The organism is Fuscovulum blasticum DSM 2131 (assembly GCF_003034965.1).
GTDB classification, from domain to species: domain Bacteria; phylum Pseudomonadota; class Alphaproteobacteria; order Rhodobacterales; family Rhodobacteraceae; genus Pseudogemmobacter; species Pseudogemmobacter blasticus.
In genome coordinates this window covers 1-18754 of sequence record NZ_PZKE01000005.1, presented here as the reverse complement: position 1 = coordinate 18754, position 18754 = coordinate 1, and the positions used below count along the sequence as shown (strand labels likewise).

Annotated in this window: 18 protein-coding genes; 9 read left to right on the top strand and 9 right to left on the bottom strand. The window is 66.7% G+C overall.

The window, feature by feature from the left end:
• Window positions 1–3: 3 nt before the first annotated feature.
• The 3 genes from C5F44_RS17960 (at window position 4) to C5F44_RS06530 (ending at window position 2205) form a co-directional block, all read left to right on the top strand.
• On the top strand, window positions 4–180 hold the full coding sequence (locus C5F44_RS17960; RefSeq protein ID WP_181318205.1) for a hypothetical protein: 177 nt from the start codon (window positions 4–6) through the stop codon (window positions 178–180).
• 62 nt (window positions 181–242) lie between these two features.
• A complete protein-coding gene (locus C5F44_RS06535) occupies window positions 243–1145 on the top strand; it encodes a c-type cytochrome (protein WP_107672723.1) in 903 nt (300 codons plus the stop codon).
• 160 nt (window positions 1146–1305) lie between these two features.
• Entirely contained in the window at window positions 1306–2205 is a 900-nt protein-coding gene (locus tag C5F44_RS06530) for a hypothetical protein (RefSeq protein WP_107672722.1), read from the top strand.
• A 73-nt stretch (window positions 2206–2278) separates the two neighbouring features.
• Here the strand turns inward: C5F44_RS06530 and lipA are convergent, their stop codons facing one another.
• Window positions 2279–3229: a lipoyl synthase gene (lipA, locus tag C5F44_RS06525; RefSeq protein WP_107672721.1), complete on the bottom strand. Its 951-nt coding sequence runs from the start codon at window positions 3227–3229 to the stop codon at window positions 2279–2281.
• Window positions 3230–3360: 131 nt separating this feature from the next.
• Here lipA and aqpZ point away from each other — a divergent pair, with 131 nt between their 5' ends.
• Complete coding sequence (gene aqpZ, locus C5F44_RS06520; protein ID WP_107672900.1) at window positions 3361–4044, top strand: aquaporin Z; 684 nt, start codon at window positions 3361–3363, stop codon at window positions 4042–4044.
• A 144-nt stretch (window positions 4045–4188) separates the two neighbouring features.
• A complete protein-coding gene (locus tag C5F44_RS06515) occupies window positions 4189–4761 on the top strand; it encodes a hypothetical protein (RefSeq protein ID WP_107672899.1) in 573 nt (190 codons plus the stop codon).
• Window positions 4762–4768: 7 nt separating this feature from the next.
• On the opposite strand, the gene C5F44_RS06510 is transcribed toward C5F44_RS06515, so the two are convergent.
• Entirely contained in the window at window positions 4769–5893 is a 1125-nt protein-coding gene (locus C5F44_RS06510) for a DUF6456 domain-containing protein (RefSeq protein WP_107672720.1), read from the bottom strand.
• 217 nt (window positions 5894–6110) lie between these two features.
• On the opposite strand from C5F44_RS06510, the gene C5F44_RS06505 reads away from it, so the two are divergent.
• Entirely contained in the window at window positions 6111–6395 is a 285-nt protein-coding gene (locus C5F44_RS06505; RefSeq protein ID WP_107672898.1) for a DUF6477 family protein, read from the top strand.
• Between the two features lie 100 nt (window positions 6396–6495).
• Here C5F44_RS06505 and C5F44_RS06500 read toward each other — a convergent pair whose 3' ends face one another.
• A complete protein-coding gene (locus tag C5F44_RS06500; RefSeq protein ID WP_107672719.1) occupies window positions 6496–8055 on the bottom strand; it encodes a trimethylamine methyltransferase family protein in 1560 nt (519 codons plus the stop codon).
• Window positions 8056–8253: 198 nt separating this feature from the next.
• On the opposite strand from C5F44_RS06500, the gene guaA reads away from it, so the two are divergent.
• Together guaA and C5F44_RS06490 are read left to right on the top strand one after the other, a co-directional pair.
• Window positions 8254–9810: a glutamine-hydrolyzing GMP synthase gene (guaA, locus tag C5F44_RS06495; RefSeq protein WP_107672718.1), complete on the top strand. Its 1557-nt coding sequence runs from the start codon at window positions 8254–8256 to the stop codon at window positions 9808–9810.
• A 55-nt stretch (window positions 9811–9865) separates the two neighbouring features.
• Window positions 9866–10135: a putative quinol monooxygenase gene (locus tag C5F44_RS06490; RefSeq protein WP_107672717.1), complete on the top strand. Its 270-nt coding sequence runs from the start codon at window positions 9866–9868 to the stop codon at window positions 10133–10135.
• Window positions 10136–10185: 50 nt separating this feature from the next.
• On the opposite strand, the gene C5F44_RS06485 is transcribed toward C5F44_RS06490, so the two are convergent.
• Entirely contained in the window at window positions 10186–10611 is a 426-nt protein-coding gene (locus C5F44_RS06485) for a Fur family transcriptional regulator (protein ID WP_107672716.1), read from the bottom strand.
• Window positions 10612–10757: 146 nt separating this feature from the next.
• On the opposite strand from C5F44_RS06485, the gene C5F44_RS06480 reads away from it, so the two are divergent.
• Window positions 10758–11789, top strand: coding sequence for a TonB family protein (locus C5F44_RS06480; RefSeq protein WP_107672715.1), 1032 nt, complete (start codon window positions 10758–10760; stop codon window positions 11787–11789).
• A 4-nt stretch (window positions 11790–11793) separates the two neighbouring features.
• Here the strand turns inward: C5F44_RS06480 and C5F44_RS06475 are convergent, their stop codons facing one another.
• From C5F44_RS06475 to C5F44_RS06455, 5 genes are all read right to left on the bottom strand, one after another.
• The gene (locus C5F44_RS06475; RefSeq protein WP_107672714.1) at window positions 11794–12999 is read right to left on the bottom strand and encodes an ABC transporter permease; all 1206 of its coding nucleotides are present in this window, start codon (window positions 12997–12999) and stop codon (window positions 11794–11796) included.
• Complete coding sequence (locus tag C5F44_RS06470; protein ID WP_107672713.1) at window positions 12996–13724, bottom strand: ABC transporter ATP-binding protein; 729 nt, start codon at window positions 13722–13724, stop codon at window positions 12996–12998. Before C5F44_RS06470 ends, C5F44_RS06475 begins: the two co-directional genes overlap by 4 nt.
• The gene (locus tag C5F44_RS06465; RefSeq protein ID WP_235822553.1) at window positions 13724–14983 is read right to left on the bottom strand and encodes an efflux RND transporter periplasmic adaptor subunit; all 1260 of its coding nucleotides are present in this window, start codon (window positions 14981–14983) and stop codon (window positions 13724–13726) included. The genes C5F44_RS06470 and C5F44_RS06465 overlap by 1 nt, the downstream gene beginning before the upstream one ends.
• 161 nt (window positions 14984–15144) lie before the next feature.
• A complete protein-coding gene (locus C5F44_RS06460) occupies window positions 15145–16173 on the bottom strand; it encodes a fatty acid desaturase (RefSeq protein WP_107672711.1) in 1029 nt (342 codons plus the stop codon).
• A 212-nt stretch (window positions 16174–16385) separates the two neighbouring features.
• The coding region (locus C5F44_RS06455) for a TSCPD domain-containing protein (protein WP_478210332.1) at window positions 16386–18754 on the bottom strand (2369 nt) is incomplete at its 5' end.

The following is an 18754-nucleotide window of genomic DNA, read 5'->3' as shown; positions in this document are numbered from 1 at the left end:
GCCATGGACCCGATCCGCTGGCTGATCCGGGCAAAGCGCTGGGCGCAGAACCCGCCCTCGATGCGGCAGGTCCTTTTCTATGCCGCCATCATCGCCGTCTGCCTGACGATTGCCGGCATCGAATGGATCTGGGGCTGGCCCGCCTGGCTGACCCCCGACCGGATGCGCGTCAAACCCTGACTGACAGGTTCAGCATTTCGCGCTAGGCTGGCACTTCCTGCCCTTCAAGAAGGCCAACCGTCATGCGCCTTGTGCCCAAGCTATTGTTGCTTGCCCTTGCCGGTGCCGCCGCAGGCTGGTGGCTGACCCGCCCCGCGCCCCTGCCCGCCTCGGCCGTGGCGGGCCTTGTGGGGGACGCCGCCCATGGCGAACAGGTGTTCTGGGCCGCAGGCTGCGCCTCTTGCCACATGGCGCCGGGCGCCAAGGGGGAGGCGCAACTGGTCCTTTCCGGCGGCCAACGCTTCGCCTCGCCCTTCGGCACCTTCATCGCCCCGAACATCAGCCAGCACCCGCAGGCGGGCATCGGCACCTGGTCGCTGCTGGATCTGGCCAATGCCCTGACCCGGGGCGTGTCCCCGCAGGGCGAACACCTTTACCCCGTGCTGCCCTATGCCGCCTATGGCAAGATGCAGATGCAGGACGTGGCCGATCTTTTCGCCTTCCTGAAAACCCTGCCCGCCGACCCGACGCCAAGCGCCGCGCATGAGATCGGCTTTCCCTTCAACATCCGCGCCAGCCTTGGCGGCTGGAAGCTCCTGTTCCTGTCAACCGACTGGGCGCTGCCCGGCAACCTGACGCCCACCGCCGACCGTGGCCGCTATCTGGTCGAGGCGATGGCGCATTGCGGCGAATGTCACACCCCGCGCAATGCCCTGGGCGGTCTGGAGACAAGCCGCTGGCTGGCCGGTGCGCCCGATCCGTCAGACGCCAGCGGCAAGGCGCGTGTGCCCGACATCACCCCTGCCCGCCTGACCTGGACGGAAGACGAAATCGCCAGCTACCTGACCACCGGCTTCACCCCCGACTATGACAGTGTTGGCGGCCATATGGCCCATGTGGTGGAAAACTTCGCCCGCCTGCCGGCCGAGGATGCCGCCGCCGTTGCGGCCTATCTCAAGGCCGTGCCGCCTTCGAGCGGGCCATAGCGGCCAGACGCCTTCCCTTGCGGCGTCCGACACCGCCAGACACAAGAATTTGCGTTGTATCGCGGCAACAGACGCGGCCAAGGTTTCGCAATGGCCCAGCCAACTGTTTCGTTCGCCCCCAGATTGCGCGAAAGCAGGAACAAGAAGATCGGAGGCTCCCATGATGCGCGTTTCTCTCCTTGCCCTGCTTGCCGTCGGTGCAATCCCGCCGTCTGCCGCCTCGGCTTTCGATCTTGGCAACGGTCTGGCCGTGACCGGCTCGGTCAAGCTGGAATATGACAAGTACGAATCGGACGACACCGCCGTTCTGGATGCCGATCTTGGACTGAGCTGGCGTTCGGGCGGGCTGATCGGCTTCGATGCGGCGCTTGATTCAACCTATATCGGCGATTCCGACGAAGACCTGACCAACATCTGGGCCGCGCTCGTCTTCTCGACCGACATGGGCGAGTTCTCTGTCGGCGCCCCGCGGCCGGTGGTCGAATCGATGGCCGTGCTGCCGCGCTTCGGCACCTCGCGACTGCTGGATCTTGAAACCTCTTTCGCCCGTGGTCCGCTGTCGACCGCGGCCGGCTTCGAGGACAATGGTTTTGCGCCGGGCCTGGCCTTCACCGGGCAATCCGGTTCGGTCAGCTATGGCCTGTCCTACCACCGCTTTGAAATCGGTGGCGACGATCTGGACCTGATCCAGGGCGTGATGAACTATTCCAACGGCGCGACGACGCTGTTCATCAGCGGCGAACTGGGCGATCTGCTCAGCGTCGATCCGTCGGTGGTCAAGATCGGTGGCCTCTACAGCGCCGATGTCTATTCCTTCGGCGGGGAACTGGCGCGGGTGGATTACGGCAGCGAAGGCATCACCACAGGGCGCCTGTTCGGCACCTATGACGTGATGCCCGAACTGACCGTCAAGGGCGACATGCTGCTGATCGAGAACAGCGAGAACATCTATTCGCTGGGGGCCGAATACCGCTTTGGTCAGGTCGGCTTTGTCGAGGGCGGCGCGTCCTTTGTCGACAATGACCAGATCTACGACATCGGCGTCGGTCTTAAGTTCTGATCGCGGATCAGATCACCGGACAAGACAACGGCCGCCCCTTTCCGGGCGGCCGTCTGTCTTTCAGACGGTCGTGTCAGGCCCGCCCCAGCTTTTCCAGCCGGGCCGTCCGCAGCCGGGCGAAATCGTCCCCCGCATGATAGCTGGACCGCGTCAGCGGCGTGGCCGACACCATCAGGAATCCCTTGCCATAGGCCGCCGTCTCATAGGCCGCGAATTCCTCGGGCGTCACGAAGCGCGCCACGGCATGGTGTTTCGGCGTCGGCTGCAGATACTGGCCGATGGTCAGGAAATCGACATCGGCGCTGCGCATGTCATCCATCACCTGCTGCACGGCGGCGCGATCCTCGCCCAGCCCGACCATGATGCCCGATTTGGTGAACATCGTCGGGTCCAGTTCCTTGACCCGCTGCAACAGCCGCAGGCTGTGGAAATAGCGCGCGCCGGGCCGCACCCCCGGATAAAGCCCGGGCACGGTTTCAAGGTTGTGGTTCAGCACATCGGGCCGCGCCGCAACCACGGTTTCCAGCGCTTCGGGCCCGCATTTCAGGAAATCGGGCACCAGCACCTCGATGGTGGTGTCGGGCGCGCGATGGCGGATGGCACGGATGGTCTGGGCGAAATGTTCGGCCCCGCCATCGGCAAGATCGTCGCGGTCCACGCTGGTGACGACGACATGCTTCAGCCCAAGTTCCGAAACGGCATGGGCCACACGGCCCGGCTCGAAGGCATCCAGCGCCTGCGGCTTGCCGGTGGCGACGTTGCAGAAGGTGCAGCCGCGGGTGCAGATCTCGCCCATGATCATCATGGTGGCGTGACCCTGGCTCCAGCATTCGCCGACATTGGGGCAGCCCGCCTCTTCGCAGACCGTCACCAGTTTCTTGGCCTTCAGAATGTCGCGGGTTGTCTTGTAACCCTCTGACGTGGGGGCCTTTACCCTGATCCAGGCCGGCTTCTTCGGCTGGGCGTTGTCAGGACGATGCGCCTTTTCGGGGTGGCGCTCTTCGGGAATTTTCAGGTCGCGCAAAGCTGCAAGCCCTCTGTGGTTTTTCCCCCTAGCCGTATCGGGGTTCTTCTGACATATGCGCTAACATGCCGGCAGGCAACGTGTCGCGCCTTTTGCGCGAACCGCCGGTTCTGAAAAACAGTGGAGTTACCATGGGCAAGAAGTTCTTCGCCGAGGTGCTGGGCACCTTCATCCTTGTCTTCTTCGGTTGCGGCGCCGCCGTTCTGATGGGGGCACAAATCGGTCTGATGGGCATCGCGCTGGCCTTCGGCCTGACCATCGTCGCGGCCGCCTACGGCCTTGGCGCGATCTCGGGCGCGCACCTGAACCCCGCCGTCAGCCTGGGCGCGCTGATGGCCGGCCGCATCGACGCGACCACCTTCGCCGTCTATGCACTGGCCCAGGTGGCCGGGGCCATTCTGGCGGCTGCCGTGCTGCTGCTGATCGCCAGCGGCGGTCAGGGCTATGACATCGCCGTCAACGGCCTTGGCCAGAACGGCTATGGCGCGGGCTATCAGGGCGGCTATTCGCTGACCTCGGCGCTGGTGTTCGAAGGCGTCGCGACCTTCATCTTCGTGACCGTGATCCTTGGCGCCACCCAGTCGGGTGCCCCGGCCGCCATGGCCGGCCTGGCCATCGGCCTGACGCTGACGATGATCCACCTCGTCGGCATCGCCGTCACCGGCACCTCGGTCAACCCGGCCCGCTCGATCGGCCCGGCGCTGCTGGTGGGCGGCACCGCCCTGTCGCAGCTTTGGGTCTTCATCGTGGCGCCGCTGGTCGGCGGTGCGCTGGCGGGCATCGTCCACAAGGCCGGCCTGACCCGCGCCGACTGATCCTGACCTGAACGACTATGGAACGGAGGGCCCGCAAGGCGCCCTCCGTTTTGCATTGCGCGCCGCCATAACCTGAGTTTGATACGCATCAAGGCGCAACCGGCCTTGTCGCGGCACATCGGCACAGACAAACTGCAGGCCACCATGACCACGCTCGAACTGTCCCTTGCCATACTCGGGCTGCTGATCACGCCCGGGCCGACCAATACCCTGATGTTCGTCGCCGGCAGCGAACGCGGCGCGGCCAAGGCCCTGCGCCTGATCCCGGCCGAACTGGCCGGCTACCTGACAACAGTCCTTCCCCTGACGCTGGCCGGCGCGCATCTGATGAACGGCCTGCCCCACGCCCGCGCCGCGATTGCCCTGCTGGCCGGGCTGTGGGTGGCCGTGCTTGCGGTGCGGCTGTGGCGCCTGCCGGACGTTGCGGCCGGAACGCCCAGCGTTGGCGCGCGCACCGTGTTCTTCACCACGCTTCTGAACCCCAAGGCCCTGATCTTCGGGCTGGTGCTGCTGCCGGCGCCAACCGGGCTTGCGCTTAACCTGGCCAATTTCTCGGCGCAGGTCGTGCTTGTGGCCTGCCTCTGGATCACCGGCGGCGCCCTGCTGGCCGGGCGCAAGGACCAGCCAGCAAGGCAGATGCTGATCATCCGGCGGGTGGCGTCGGTCTGGCTCGGCGCGCTGTCGGTGGTGCTTGTCCTGCGCGGCCTTGGCGCCTGAGCCCGCCTCAGCCGATCAGCGGGCCTGACCGGCCATAGGTTTCATCATAATGCCGCCGCAACCGCATCAGCGCGATGCGAAGCACGATCTTGCCCGACCGCGCCGCCCAGCCCATCCGCCGCTCGGCCGCCTCGATCCCTTCCAGAAAGCAGCACACCCGCAGCGCCACGTCGCCCAGACCCGGCCCCAGATCGCGCAGCGCCGCCGCCACCCGTTCGCGCGCCCGGCCCGGCCCTTCGGCCAGCCCGGCATCGGCGCGATAGCTGCCCCGGTCGCCGCCGGTCAGGAACTTTTCCCAGTTCTGCGCCACGCGCGGCCCCATCTGCGCCAGCTCGAAATCCTCGCGCAGCCGTTCGGCCGCGTCGATCAGCGAGGTTTCCAGAAACGGCTTGCCGTCCTTGTCGCGCCGCCGTCCCAGCACCGCGACCGGGCTTTCCGCCAGATTGCAGCGCACCCGCCGCAGGCCGTCGGCTTCGGGCACCGTGCGCTCGCCCCAGCTCCGGTGCTGGTCGCCGAAGGGGGCCGCCGCCTCGGCCAGCCCGCCGTTGCGGCGCCGGTCCTCGGCATCCAGCATCCGTTTCAGCGCCGCCCGCCCCGCCGCCGTGATTTCATAAACCGAGATGCGGCCCGCCTTGCGGCAGGCGATCCAGTCCTTCACGCTCATCGCCTGCGCGACGGAACGGTCCAGCACCGCCGTCCGCGCCGATTTGCCGTCGGGAAACTCGCGCAGCACCGCCGCCTTCTCCATCTCGGGCGCAAAGGCCAGCACCGCGCCCGGCTCGACCAGCCGGCGCAGCACCCGCCGCCCCTCGCGCTCAAGCTGGGCCTCGTCAGGCAGGACGGGCAGGTTTCGGATCGGTGCGGTCATGTCGGATGCGTCCTTTCGGCTGGGATCGGGGATGTCGGAACGGGCCGCCCGCGCCAGCGCCTCCAGCGCGCCGTCCATCAGCGGATCATCCCGGCGACATTCGAACCGCCGCACCTGCCGCAGCACGGTCGAGGCATTCAGCCCGACCTCCCGCGCCAGCGCCCGCAGAGGCACTCCGTCTTCGGTATGGCTGAGGTAAAGACGCACCTTGGCTGGCAGCCAGTCGGGCAAGGGGGCTACGGCAGTGGCGGACAATCCTGTCATCCTGGGCTTGCGGCTACATGAGAGCGCATCATCCGGGAAACCGGACGATGCAACCTAGAGAAGAATTGGTTACCTGAAAGTTAACCCTTAACCTTCTGGCCATAATCGTAACTAAATCCTAAACAATCCCAACCACGCCGCGCGCAGGAAATGGCCGAAATGCAACGCAGGGTTGTTCCGGTGCAAACTGACCTCCGAGATTCTGCAGGAGGTTGCCATGACGCTTTCCCACCCCGGCCTTGCAACGCTGCGCCGTCCAGGGCTGCTGATGCAGGCCGCCCGTCACGGGCTGGCCCATTACCGCCGCGCGCGCCTGCTGCCGCGGCTTCTGGGCGGGGAAACCCGGCCCGAACGCGCCCTGCCCCGTCTGATCGAGGCCGAGGCGCGGCTGGAAGAAACCCGGCTTCGCGGCGATGCCGCCTATTCCATTCCCGCCCATGTCGAGATGCTGGTGGCGCTTCTGGCCGAAGCCCGCCTTGCCGCAGGCCGGCCTGTCGGCTGATCCGGCCTTCTGGCAGCAAAAAGCCCGCGTTCCAGGCGGAACGCGGGCCTATTGTTTCCGCTGTCGAAACGCCGGTTAAGCGTGCCGGCGGATCGGGCGCTTACAGGAAAGCGTCGGGCATCTCGCTCTTGCGGCGCGCGACATAGGCTTCCAGCGCCTCGCGCTTGCCTTCGTCCAGCGCCGGCGCCTGATAGTCGCCCAGCATCTTCTTCACGCGGGCCGATGCCAGCGCCTGCGTGTCGCGCGCGCCTTCCTCTTCCCAGGTCTCGAAGGGTTTGTAATCCAGCAGGTCGGTGCGCCAGAAGGCCGACTTGAAGTTGGCCTGGGTATGTTCGCAGCCCAGATAGTGACCGCCGGGCCCGACCTCGCGGATCGCGTCCATGCCCTGCCCGTTGGCATCCACCGCCACGCCCTTGGCCAGCCCGTGCAGGCAGCCCAACTGGTCGGCGTCCATCACGAACTTCTCGTAGGACGATACAAGACCGCCCTCCAGCCAGCCGCAGGCGTGCAGCATGAAGTTGACACCGGCCAGCAGCGCCATGTTCAGGCTGTTGGCGGTTTCATAGGCCGCCTGCGCGTCGGGCAGCTTCGATCCGCAGAACGCGCCGCCGCTGCGATAGGGCAGCCCCAGCCGCCGCGCCAACTGCCCCGCGCCATAGGTGATATGCGCCGCCTCGGGCGTGCCGAAGGTAGGCGCGCCGCTGTTCATGTCGATGCTGGTGACGAAGGCCCCCATGATGACCGGCGCGCCCTTGCGGACAAGCTGGCTGTAGGCCACCCCGGCCAGACATTCGGCCAGCACCTGCGTCAGCGTGCCGGCCACCGTCACCGGCGCCATGGCGCCGCCCACGATGAACGGGCTGATGATCGCCGCCTGATTGGCCTGCGCATAAACCTCAAGCGCGCCCATCATGATGCCGTCAAAGGTCATCGGGCTGTTGATGTTGATCAGGCTGGTCATCACCGTGTTCTGGTCAACGAAATCGTCGCCGAACAGGATCTTCGACATCTCGACCGAATCCGCCGCGCGGCTGGGTTCGGTAACCGATCCCATATAGGGCTTGTCGCTCAGCGTCATATGGGCCAGCAGCATGTCGAAATGCCGCTTGTTCACCGGAATGTCGGTCGGTTCGCAGACCGTGCCGCCCGAATGGTGCAGCCACTTGGACATGTAGCCCAGTTTCACGAAATTGCGGAAATCCTCCATCGTCGCATAGCGACGCCCGCCTTCCGCATCGCGGACAAAGGGCGGGCCATAGACCGGCGCCAGCACCAGCCCCTTGCCGCCGATTTCCACGTTGCGGGCCGGGTTGCGGGCGTGCTGGGTAAAGCTGCCGGGCGCCGAGGCGCACAACTGCCGCGCCAGGCCGCGCGGAATATGCACCCGCTCGCCCCGCACATCGGCCCCCGCCTCGCGCCAGCGCGCCAGCGCGCCCGGGTTCTCCACGAAGTTGACGCCGATCTCTTCCAGCACCGTCTCGGCGTTGTGCTCGATGATCTGCAACGCTTCTTCGTTCAGAATCTCGAAATTCGGGATGTTGCGCTCGATATAGCGCGCGGTCTCGAAGCTGACCGCCGTGCGCTCGGCCCGCCGCGCGCTGCCGCCACCGCCCCGCGCCCGCCGGCCTGCCCCTGCTTCCGCCACATCCGTCTCGCTCATCTCCGCCTCCAAAGGGGAATCCGTTGCCGTCCTTATGCCCGCAAACCCGGCCGCCCCGCCCCCCGATTGCGGCGCATGACCGCCAAAAGCGACACGGCTCGCGCCGGAAAACGACCCCGGCTTCACCTTGGCCCAAATACCCGTTCGCCCGGCCAACCGCCCTCTTGCCACGCCAGCCCTTGCGCGCTACGCGGGCGCATGACCCAGCATGACCGCCTCCTCATCATCGACTTCGGCTCGCAAGTCACGCAGCTCATCGCCCGCCGCCTGCGCGAGCTGAACGTCTATTGCGAGATCCATCCCTACAACCGCGTGGACGACGCCTTTCTTCAGGCCTTCGCCCCCAAGGCCGTGATCTTCTCGGGCGGGCCGGCCAGCGTCTACTGGGACGGCGCCCCGATGCCGCCGAAAGGCGTGTTCGATCTGGGCGTGCCGATCCTTGGCATCTGCTACGGCCAGCAGGTGATGATGCACGTCCTCGGCGGCCATGTCGAAGGCGGCCACGGCACAGCCGAATTCGGCAAGGCCTTCGTCACCCCCACCGCCGACCGCCTGCCGCTTCTGGACGGCTGGTTCGATGCCGGCGACGAACAGGTCTGGATGAGCCACGGCGACCATGTGTCGAAAATCGCCCCCGGCTTCCGCGTCTATGGCACCTCGCCCAACGCGCCCTTCGCCATCACCGCCGACCCCGAGCGCCGGTTCTACGCCGTGCAGTTCCACCCCGAGGTGCACCACACCCCGCGCGGCGCGAAACTCTATGAAAACTTCGTCCGTCTCGCCGGCTTCAAGGGCGACTGGACCATGGGCGCCTACCGCGAAGAAGCGATCCGCAAGATCCGCGAACAGGTGGGCGATGCCAAGGTGATCTGCGGCCTGTCCGGCGGGGTTGATTCCTCGGTCGCCGCGGTGCTGATCCACGAAGCCATCGGCGACCAGCTTACCTGCGTCTTCGTCGACCACGGCCTGCTGCGTCTGGGCGAGGCGGAACAGGTCGTCAGCATGTTCCGCGACCATTACAACATGCCGCTGATCCATGCCGACGAAAGCGACCTGTTCCTTGGCGCGCTGGAAGGCATCAGCGACCCCGAGGTCAAGCGCAAGACCATCGGCAAGCTGTTCATCGACGTGTTCCAGAAACACGCGCATGAGGTGGGTGGCGCCCAGTTTCTGGCGCAGGGCACGCTTTACCCCGACGTGATTGAATCGGTCTCCTTCTCGGGCGGCCCCTCGGTCACCATCAAGTCGCACCACAATGTCGGCGGCCTGCCGGAAAAGATGGGCCTCAAGCTGGTGGAACCGCTGCGCGAGCTGTTCAAGGATGAAGTCCGCGCTCTGGGCCGCGAACTGGGCCTGCCGCAATCCTTCATCGGCCGCCATCCCTTCCCCGGCCCCGGCCTGGCCATCCGCTGCCCCGGCGAGATCACCCGCGAAAAGCTGGAGATCCTGCGCCGCGCCGATGCGGTCTATATCGACCAGATCCGCAAGCACGGGCTTTACGATGACATCTGGCAGGCCTTCGCGGCCATCCTGCCGATGCGCACCGTGGGCGTGATGGGCGACGGGCGCACCTATGACTATGCGCTGGCGCTGCGCGCGGTCACCTCGGTCGACGGCATGACTGCCGACTACTATCCCTTCACCCATGATTTCCTTGGCGAAACCGCCACGCGGATCATCAACGAAGTGAAGGGCGTGAACCGCGTCTTCTACGACTGCACCTCGAAGCCCCCCGGCACGATCGAGCTGGAGTGAGACGCGCTCCGGATTTCCCACGACATCCGGGCGCGGTTTCCGCGCGGACCCTGCCATGATCACCCTGACCGGCCGCCTGATCTGCGCCGATGCGGCGCAAGCGGCCCTGGTGCAGCTTTATCTGCCTGACCACATCCGCCTGACCCGGGCCGAACCCGGCTGCCTGTCCTTCGATGTGGTCCCGACCAGTGACCCGCTGGTCTGGCAGGTGAACGAAACCTTCACCGACCGCGCCGCCTTTGACGCCCATCAGACCCGCACGCGTGAAAGCCGGTGGTTCAAGGAAACCGCCCATATCCGGCGCGAGTTCAGGATCATCGGGTAACCCCGGAGCCTTCAAGGCTCCGGTGCGATTTCCCGCAGAAAATCGGCCCCTTACGCCAGCTTCCTGCAGTAAAGCTCCAGCCGGTGATGGACGATTTCATAGCCCATCTCCGCCGCGATCAGGCGCTGCAATTCCTCGATCTTGTCGTTGCGGAATTCGATGATATGCCCGGTGTCGATGTCGACGATGTGGTCGTGATGCACCGGATCGGCCACCTCGAACCGCGCGCCGCCCGATTCGAAGGAATGGCGGTGCACCACACCTTCGCGTTCCAGCACCGTCAGCGTGCGATAGACCGTGGCCAGCGACACGGTATCGTCCAGCACCTGCGCCCGGCGGTGCAGTTCGGCCGCATCCGGGTGGTCGGCGGCCTCGGTCAGCACCTTCAGCAAGGCTTCGCGCTGGCGCGTGACACGCACGCCGCCTTCGCGCAGGGCCTTGGTCATCCGGGCGGTCTTGTCTTGCGGCTTCTTCATCCGCCAAAGCCTAACAGAGCGGTTCTCAGGTTCAACCCTTGCAGATGCGAAACGCCGCGCCGGCCCGGCCCCCGGCAGACGGCCGGCCCTTGACAACACCCCGCCGGGCGCGCAACCCGATGCCGTCCGAACCTTCGGAGAGACGGATGACCGGGTTGTCCAAGCCAGCCGCCGCACTGGTGGCGCTGCGGGGCGGTGCCTTGCCGGCGCCGCGCGTGCCGCTTGGCCCGGTTCACGGCCCCGTCACCACAGGCAAGGCGCTGGCGCATCTGTCACCGCCCGGTGCGGCCCCCGCCCTGACCGCCGCCCCCTTGCCGGGGCCTGCCACGCCGTCGCCCCGTGCCGCGCCCTGGTCTGCGCTGGTTTCGGCCGGGCTTCACGCCGGGGCCGCGCTGGCGCTGGTCGCCACGCCGGTCTGGCTGGATGCCGGTGCCGCCGGGGAAGCCGGGCTTGACAGCCTCAGCCGCCCCGCGCCGCCCGCGGTGCAGGTCACGCTGATGACCCCCGCCGATCTGGTGCCCGACCTTGCCCCCGAGGTGCCTGCGGTCGCGCCCGACACGCTGCCCGAAAGCCTGACAGAAACCGCGCCGGAAATGCCCGAGGTCGCGCTAGCGGCCGAAACGCCGCCGCCCCCGGCGGATGCCCCGCTGTTGCGCCCCGATCTGCCGCAGGCCGATGCCCCGCCCGCCGATGATGGCGCCTTCTCGGCCCCGCCGCCGCCGCCCAAACCCGTGGAAAAGGTGGCCGACAAGCCGGTCGAGAAAAAAGCCAAGAAGAAGAAACGTCCCGCCGCGCCGCAGCCAGAGGCCGCGACCAAGGCCGCCGGCACGGGGGGCGGTGCGGCCAGCGGGGCTGCCGGCAAGGCCGCCGATGCCGGCGCCGGGGCCGCCAGCGAGACCGACCTGAAAACCGCCTGGGGCGGCAAGATCCGTTCCCGCATCGAGGCGCGGAAATCCACCCCCCGCAGCGCGGCAGGCGCGACCGGCACGGTCAAGGTGCAGCTTGTCGTGGCCCGCAGCGGCAAGCTCTTGTCGGCCTCGGTCGTGGCCTCGTCCGGCCATGCCGCGCTGGATCAGGCCGCCCTTGCCGCCGTCCGCGCCGCCGGCCGCTTCCCCGCCGCGCCCAAGGGGCTGGCGAAGGACAGCTACAGCTTCACCCTGCCGATGCGCTACAACTGACGCGCTACTGGTGCCGCAGCGCCTCGATCGGGTCCAGCCGGGCCGCACGGCGCGCGGGGAAGAAGCCGAAGACCACCCCCACCACCGCCGAGAAGGCAAAGGCCAGCAGCACCACCAGCGGGTCGGGCGCGAAGGGAATGGCCATGAACCGCCCCGCCCCCCAGGCCAGCGCCAGCCCGACGATGATGCCGATCAGCCCGCCGAACAGCGACAGCACCACCGCCTCGACCAGAAACTGCGTCAGCACCTGCCGCCCCGTGGCCCCGATGGCCAGCCGGATGCCGATTTCCCGCGTCCGTTCGGTGACGGAAACCAGCATGATGTTCATGATGCCGATGCCGCCCACCAGAAGGCTGACCGCCGCCACCGAAGACAGCATCCCCGACAGGACCGAATTGATCGAATTCAGCATGGACGCCACCTCCTTCATGTCGGTGACCGAGAAATCGTCGTCCTGCCCCATGCCGATGCGCCGCCGGTCACGCATCAGGTCGGTGATCTGGCCAATCGCCTCGGCGGTGGAAACACCGGGCGCGATGCCGATCTGGATGGCGTTCACCTCGTCATTGCCATTCAGCCGCCGCTGCACCAGCCGCACCGGCATGACGATCAGGTCATCCTGATCCTGCCCGAAACTGCCCGCCCCCTTGGCCCCCAGAAGGCCGACCACGGTGCAGGAAATGGCCTTTACGCGCACCTGCTGCCCCACCGGATCGCTGGCGCCGAACAGCTTGGTGCGGACCGTCTGGCCCAGCAGGCAGACCGGCGCCCCGGCCCGCGCTTCCGAGGCCGAGAAATTGCGCCCCGATGCGAAGGTCCAGTTCGAGATCTCCGCCCAGGCCTCGGTGCTGCCGGTGATCGAGGTCGAGACATTGGCATTGCCGAACACCACGGTCGCGCTGGCATTGGCGGTCGGCGCCACCGAGCGGACCACCGGCAGATGCGCCAGCGCGTCGGAATCGCGCAAGGTGAACCGCCGCGCCGGCGGGCCCGAACCGGGGCCAAAGCCGCGCTGACCGGGCCGCAGCACCACCATGTCAGACCCCAGGCTCTGCACGCTGGCCGACACCTGCTGTGACGATCCCTGCCCCACCGTGACCATGGCGATCACCGCACCCACCCCGATCACCACGCCAAGGATGGTCAGGAACGACCGCAGCTTGTTGCGCAGGATCGACCGCAGCGCCAGACGAACCGCCTCAAGGATCATGGCGCCGCTCCGGTCAGGCCCGGCGCCAGCGCGGCCGAGGGTTCGTCACGGGTGATCTTGCCATCGGTGAACACCACCAGGCGCTTGGCATAGGCGGCGATGTCGGGCTCATGTGTGACCATGACGATGGTGATGCCCTCGTCGCGGTTCAGTTCCTGCAACAGCGTCAAGATTTCGTGGCTGCGGTGGCTGTCCAGGTTGCCGGTCGGTTCGTCGGCCAGAATGACGGTCGGGCTGCCGGCCAGCGCGCGGGCGATGGCCACACGCTGTTGCTGGCCGCCCGACAGTTGCGACGGATCATGCCCTTCGCGGCCCTGAAGCCCGACCTTGGCCAGCGCAGCCCTGGCGCGGGCGTCGCGCTCGGGCCCGCTGACGCCTTTGTAGATCAGCGGCAGTTCCACATTCTCCAGCGCCGAGGTGCGCGGCAGCAGGTTGAAGCCCTGAAACACGAAGCCCAGATAATGCCGCCGCAACAAGGCGCGGGCGTCGGGCGACAGATCCTGAACCGGCACCCCCTCGAACTGGTATTCGCCCCCGGTGGGGCGGTCCAGGCAGCCGATGATGTTCATTGCGGTCGATTTTCCCGACCCGGACGGCCCCATCACCGCCACGAATTCCCCCGCCTCGATCCGCAGGTCCACGCCATCCAGCGCGCGCACCTCGGCCTCGCCCTCGCCATAGACGCGCGAGACGTTGCGGAATTCGATCAGCGGCGCGGCCATGATCAGCCGGCCTCGCGCTGCGCCAGGATAACCTCGTCGCCTTCCTGCAACTCGTCCGAGGTGACGACGATGCTGGTCCCGTCGGTCGCGCCGGGGGTGATCTTGACGCGGACCGGCTCGCCCCCGCGCAGCACCCAGACGCCCGAACCATCCACCTTGCCCCGCGCCGCTGTGGCGCCCGGCGGGCGCGACGGCATGATATAGCCGATCAGCCCGCGCCCCGACCGGCTGGCCGAACTGTCGGCCTGCGGCGGCGCATAGCGCAACGCCGTGACCGGGATCAGCAGCGCATCGGTTTCCTCGGCGATGGTGATGGTGGCGGTGGCGGTCATACCGGGCCGCAGCAGCAGCTTTTCGTTCGAGACCGACAGCACGGCGGTATAGGTCACCACGCTGTCGCTGTCGTCAGGCGCATAGCGCAGGCTGGTGATCGTCGCCTCGAACCGCTGGCCGGGATAGGCATCAACGGTGAACTCGGCGGTCTGGCCCGATTTGACCCGGCCAATGTCCGCCTCGTCCACCGCGACCTGCAGGTCCATCCGGGCCAGGTCTTCGGCCAGCGTGAACAGAACCGGCGCGTTCAGCGTGGCGGCCACGATCTGCCCCACTTCGGCCGATCGTTTCAGCACGATGCCCTTGATCGGCGCGCGGATCACCGCCTTGTCCAGATCGTTGCGGGCTTCGGTCAGGGCGGCTTCGCTCAGCGTCACATCGGCCCGGGCGATCTCGACCGCAGCAACGGCGCGGTCATGCGCGGCTTTCGCGGCAATCACCGTGGTGCGGGTGGCAAGCCCCCGGCCATCCAGCGCCGAGGTGGAATCCCAGGCGTCGGCCGTCTCTGCCGCCGTGGCTTCGGCCTGAATCACCTTGGCCCGGGCCGAGGCAAGCTGCGCCTCGGCGGTGGTGACACGGCTTTTCAGCGTGGTGTCATCCAGCCGCGCCAGCACCTGCCCCACCTCGACCTCATCGTTGTAATCCACCTCGACCGCCGCGATGGTGCCTGACTGTTCGGACGAGATGTCCACGCTGGTGGTGGGCTGGATGGTGCCGGTGGCAACCACGGTCACTGTCAGGTCGCCGCGCCGGACGGCACTGGTGTCATAGGTCACGGCGGCGGGGGCGCGGGTCAGCCACCAGCCGGTGCCGGCGGCGGCAACGGCCAGCACAAGCGCCAGCCAGAACCACAGTCCGAACCGGCGGCGGGGGGCCATGCGGGCCAGGCTGGCAAGATCGGGGCGCGGGTCGGTGGTCAAGGCGGTCATTCCCATGGGCTGCCGGTAATACGGCGCAACGGCCGGCTTCCGTCGGTCGCCGGTCACTATAGGGCCGCAGACCGCAAGGGAAAGTCACGTTGCTGTCGGAACGCACGCGCCGGGGGTTTCACACCCCCGGACCCCCGTGGGGTATTTCTGCCAAGATGAAGTCAGGCGATGCCGTAGCGGCGGCGGGCCTCGGCAAAGGACATCAGCCGACCCTGCCCCTCATCCCACAGGTTCAGCTTCACCGTGGCCAGGCTTTCGCGGATGGTCAGGCGCTGCGCCTCGGCCAGATCGCGGTGTTCGCGGATCACTTCGGTCAGGCGATAGAACGGGATGCGGGAATACAGGTGGTGAACATGGTGGATACCGATGTTCCCCGACAGCCAGCGCAGGGGCTGCGGCAGCACATAATGCGAACTGCCCTCCAGCGCGGCATTGTGCAACTGCCAGTCCTCACCCTTGGACCAGTGGGTTTCCTCGAACTGGTGCTGGACGTAGAACAGCCAGACCCCGATGGTGGCGGCAATCACCGAGGTGGGCAGGAAGATCAGCAGCACCGGCAGCAGGCCGCCGAACCAGAGGATCAGCCCCAGCGCGATGCCGATCATCGCATTGGTCCCCATGGCCGAGGTCCAGTAGCGCCAGCCCGACTTCATCAGCCCGAAGGGCAGCCGGTTCTGCAGGATGAACAGGTAGCTTGGCCCCAGCACGAACAGGATGAACGGGTGCCGGTAAAGCCGGTAGAGAAAGCGCCCGAAGGCAGACCGCGCGCGGTATTCCGCAATGGTCAGCGTCAGCACGTCGCCGATGCCGCGATGATCCAGATCGCCGTGATGGGCGTGATGGATGGAATGGGTGCGCCGCCACACCGCATAGGGCGTCAGCGTCAGCACCCCCAGCACGCGGCCAACCCAATCCTGCGCCTGCCGGTTCTTGAGAAAGGCGCCATGGCCGCAATCATGCTGGATGATGAAGATCCGCACCAGAAACAGCCCGTTTGCCGCCGCCAGCGCCAGCGCCAGCCAGGGGCTGACCGACAGCGCCATCCAGGCCAGCACCCAGAGCGCCAGGAAGGGCGTCAGCGTTGCCACCAGTTCGAACAGGCTGCGCCAGGTTGAAGGTTCGCGGTATTGCGCAAGGATGCTGAGCCATTCGCGCGCCGTGCGCGGGGTCTTCGGGTGGTCTGCTGTCACGGCCTGTCGCTTTCTTGCCGGTTCGGGCCCGGCAGGTTTCGGTAAATTCTGGCAGAATCCCGAAAAGCGATCGGTCCCCCAACTGTCCCGGGGTTACGGACAGTTGCGCCCGAGATCAACCGTTTTGGTGCCGCCCCGGGCGGCAAGGCCAGGCCGGAAATGACAGAAGGCCTGCTTGCGCAGGCCTTCCTTGTGTTCGTTTGCAGGTCGCCTCAGCTACACCCCGTCGTCCCGCCGCATGTGTTGCACTTCAGGCAGGTGCCGTTGCGCACCAGCGTGTAGTTGCCACATTCCCCGCAGGGATCGCCGGTATAGCCCTGCATCTTGGCCTTGGTGCGGGCGTCCGCCGTCACCGCGCCAAGCGCCACCGCCGAGGTTTCGGCCAGGCCCGCCGTGCGGACCTCGGGCACCAGCATGCTGAGCGCCGCCGCCGGATCGGTGCCATTGGCAAAGGCGATGGCGCCGCTGTTGCCGCCGCCCTGGAACACCATCAGCTCTTGCGGCAGGCGCTTGCGCAGATAGCCGGTCGAGGAGATCGACTTCAGCAGTTCCACCGACTTGGTGGCGGCGGTGTCCGAGACCTCGCCGAAGTTGCGCTTGCCCTCATCGTCACCGCGGCCCATCTCGTCGAAGCTGTGGCCCTTCGGCGCGACATGCGCCAGATCGGTGCGGTCAAGGTAGCTGATCGCCAGTTCGCGGAAGATGTAGTCCAGGATCGAGGTGGCGTTCTTGATGCTGTCATTGCCCTGCACCATGCCCGCCGGCTCGAATCGGGTGAAGGTGAAGGCTTCGACGAATTCCTCCAGCGGAACACCGTATTGCAGCCCGACGCTCACAGCGATGGCGAAGTTGTTCATCATCGCCCGGAAGCCGGCGCCTTCCTTGTGCATGTCGATGAAGATCTCGCCAAGGCTGCCGTCCTGGTATTCGCCGGTGCGCAGATACACCTTGTGGCCGCCGACAATGGCCTTCTGCGTGTATCCCTTGCGGCGCTCGGGCAGCTTTTCGCGGTGGCTGCGGACGATTTCCTTGACGATCACCTTCTCGACGATCTTCTCGGCAATCACCATCGCCTTTTCCTGCGCCGACCCGGTGGCAAGAATTTCCTCGGCCTCCTCGTCGTCCTCGATCAGCGCCGAGGCCAGCGGTTGCGACAGCTTCGAGCCGTCGCGATACAGCGCATTGGCCTTGATGCCCAGCGAATGCGACAGCTCATAGGCCGCCAGCGTTTCCGCGATCGAGGCCGAGTTCGGCATGTTGATCGTCTTCGAGATCGCGCCCGAGATGAAGGACTGCGCGGCGGCCATCATGTAGATGTGGCTTTCGACCGAAAGATAGCGCTTGCCGGTCTTGCCGCAGGGGTTGGCGCAGTCGAACACCGGGTAATGTTCGGGGCGCAGGAAGGGCGCGCCTTCCAGCGTCATCGTTCCACAAACATGGTCATTCGCGGCGTCGATCTGGGCCTTGCTGAAGCCAAGGTGGCGCAGCAGGTCAAAGGTCGGGTCGTTCAGCTTTTCATCCGGGATGCCAAGCGTCTTGGTGCAGAACTCGGCGCCCAGGGTCCATTGGTTGAAGACGAACTTGATGTCGAAGGCGGTCGGCAACGCGGCCTCGACCTTCTCGATCTCGGCCGGGCCGAAGCCGTGGCCGATCAGCGAGGTATGGTTGATCGCCGGGGCCTGCGCCAGCGATCCATGGCCCACGGCATGGGCCACGATCTCGGCCACCTGATGACCCGGGTAGCCCAGCTTTTCCAGCGCGGCCGGAACCGACTGGTTGATGATCTTGAAGTAGCCGCCCCCGGCCAGCTTCTTGAACTTGACCAGCGCGAAATCGGGCTCGATCCCGGTGGTGTCGCAATCCATCACCAGGCCGATGGTGCCGGTGGGGGCGATCACGGTGGTCTGGGCGTTGCGGAAGCCGTGCTTTTCGCCCAGCGACAGCGCCTCGTCCCAGGCGGATTTCGCAAGGGCGACAAGGGTCTGGTCGGGGCAGTTCGCGTGATCCAGCGCCACCGGGTTGACGTTCAGCCCCTCATAGCCCGTGGTCTTGCCCCAGGCCGCGGCGCGGTGGTTGCGGATCACCCGCAGCATGTGGTCGCGGTTGCGGTCATAGCCGGCGAAGGCCCCCAGCTCGCGCGCCATTTCGGCGCTGGTCGCATAGGCGACGCCGGTCATGATGGCGGTCAGCGCGCCGCACAGCGCCCGGCCTTCGGCCGAGTCATAGCCAAGGCCCATGTTCATCAGCAGGCCGCCGATATTGGCATAGCCCAGGCCCAGGGTGCGGAAGTCGTAGCTGAGCTGCGCGATTTCCTTCGACGGGAACTGCGCCATCATCACGCTGACTTCCAGCGTCACCGTCCACAGCCGCGAGGCATGGACATAGGCATCGGCATCGAACTTGCCGTCCCGGAAGAAGGTCAGCAGGTTCATCGACGCCAGGTTGCAGGCGGTGTCGTCCAGGAACATGTATTCCGAGCAGGGGTTCGATCCGCGGATCGGCCCGTCTTCCTGGCAGGTGTGCCAGGCGTTCACCGTGTCGTGGAACTGGATGCCGGGGTCGGCGCAGGCCCAGGCGGCAT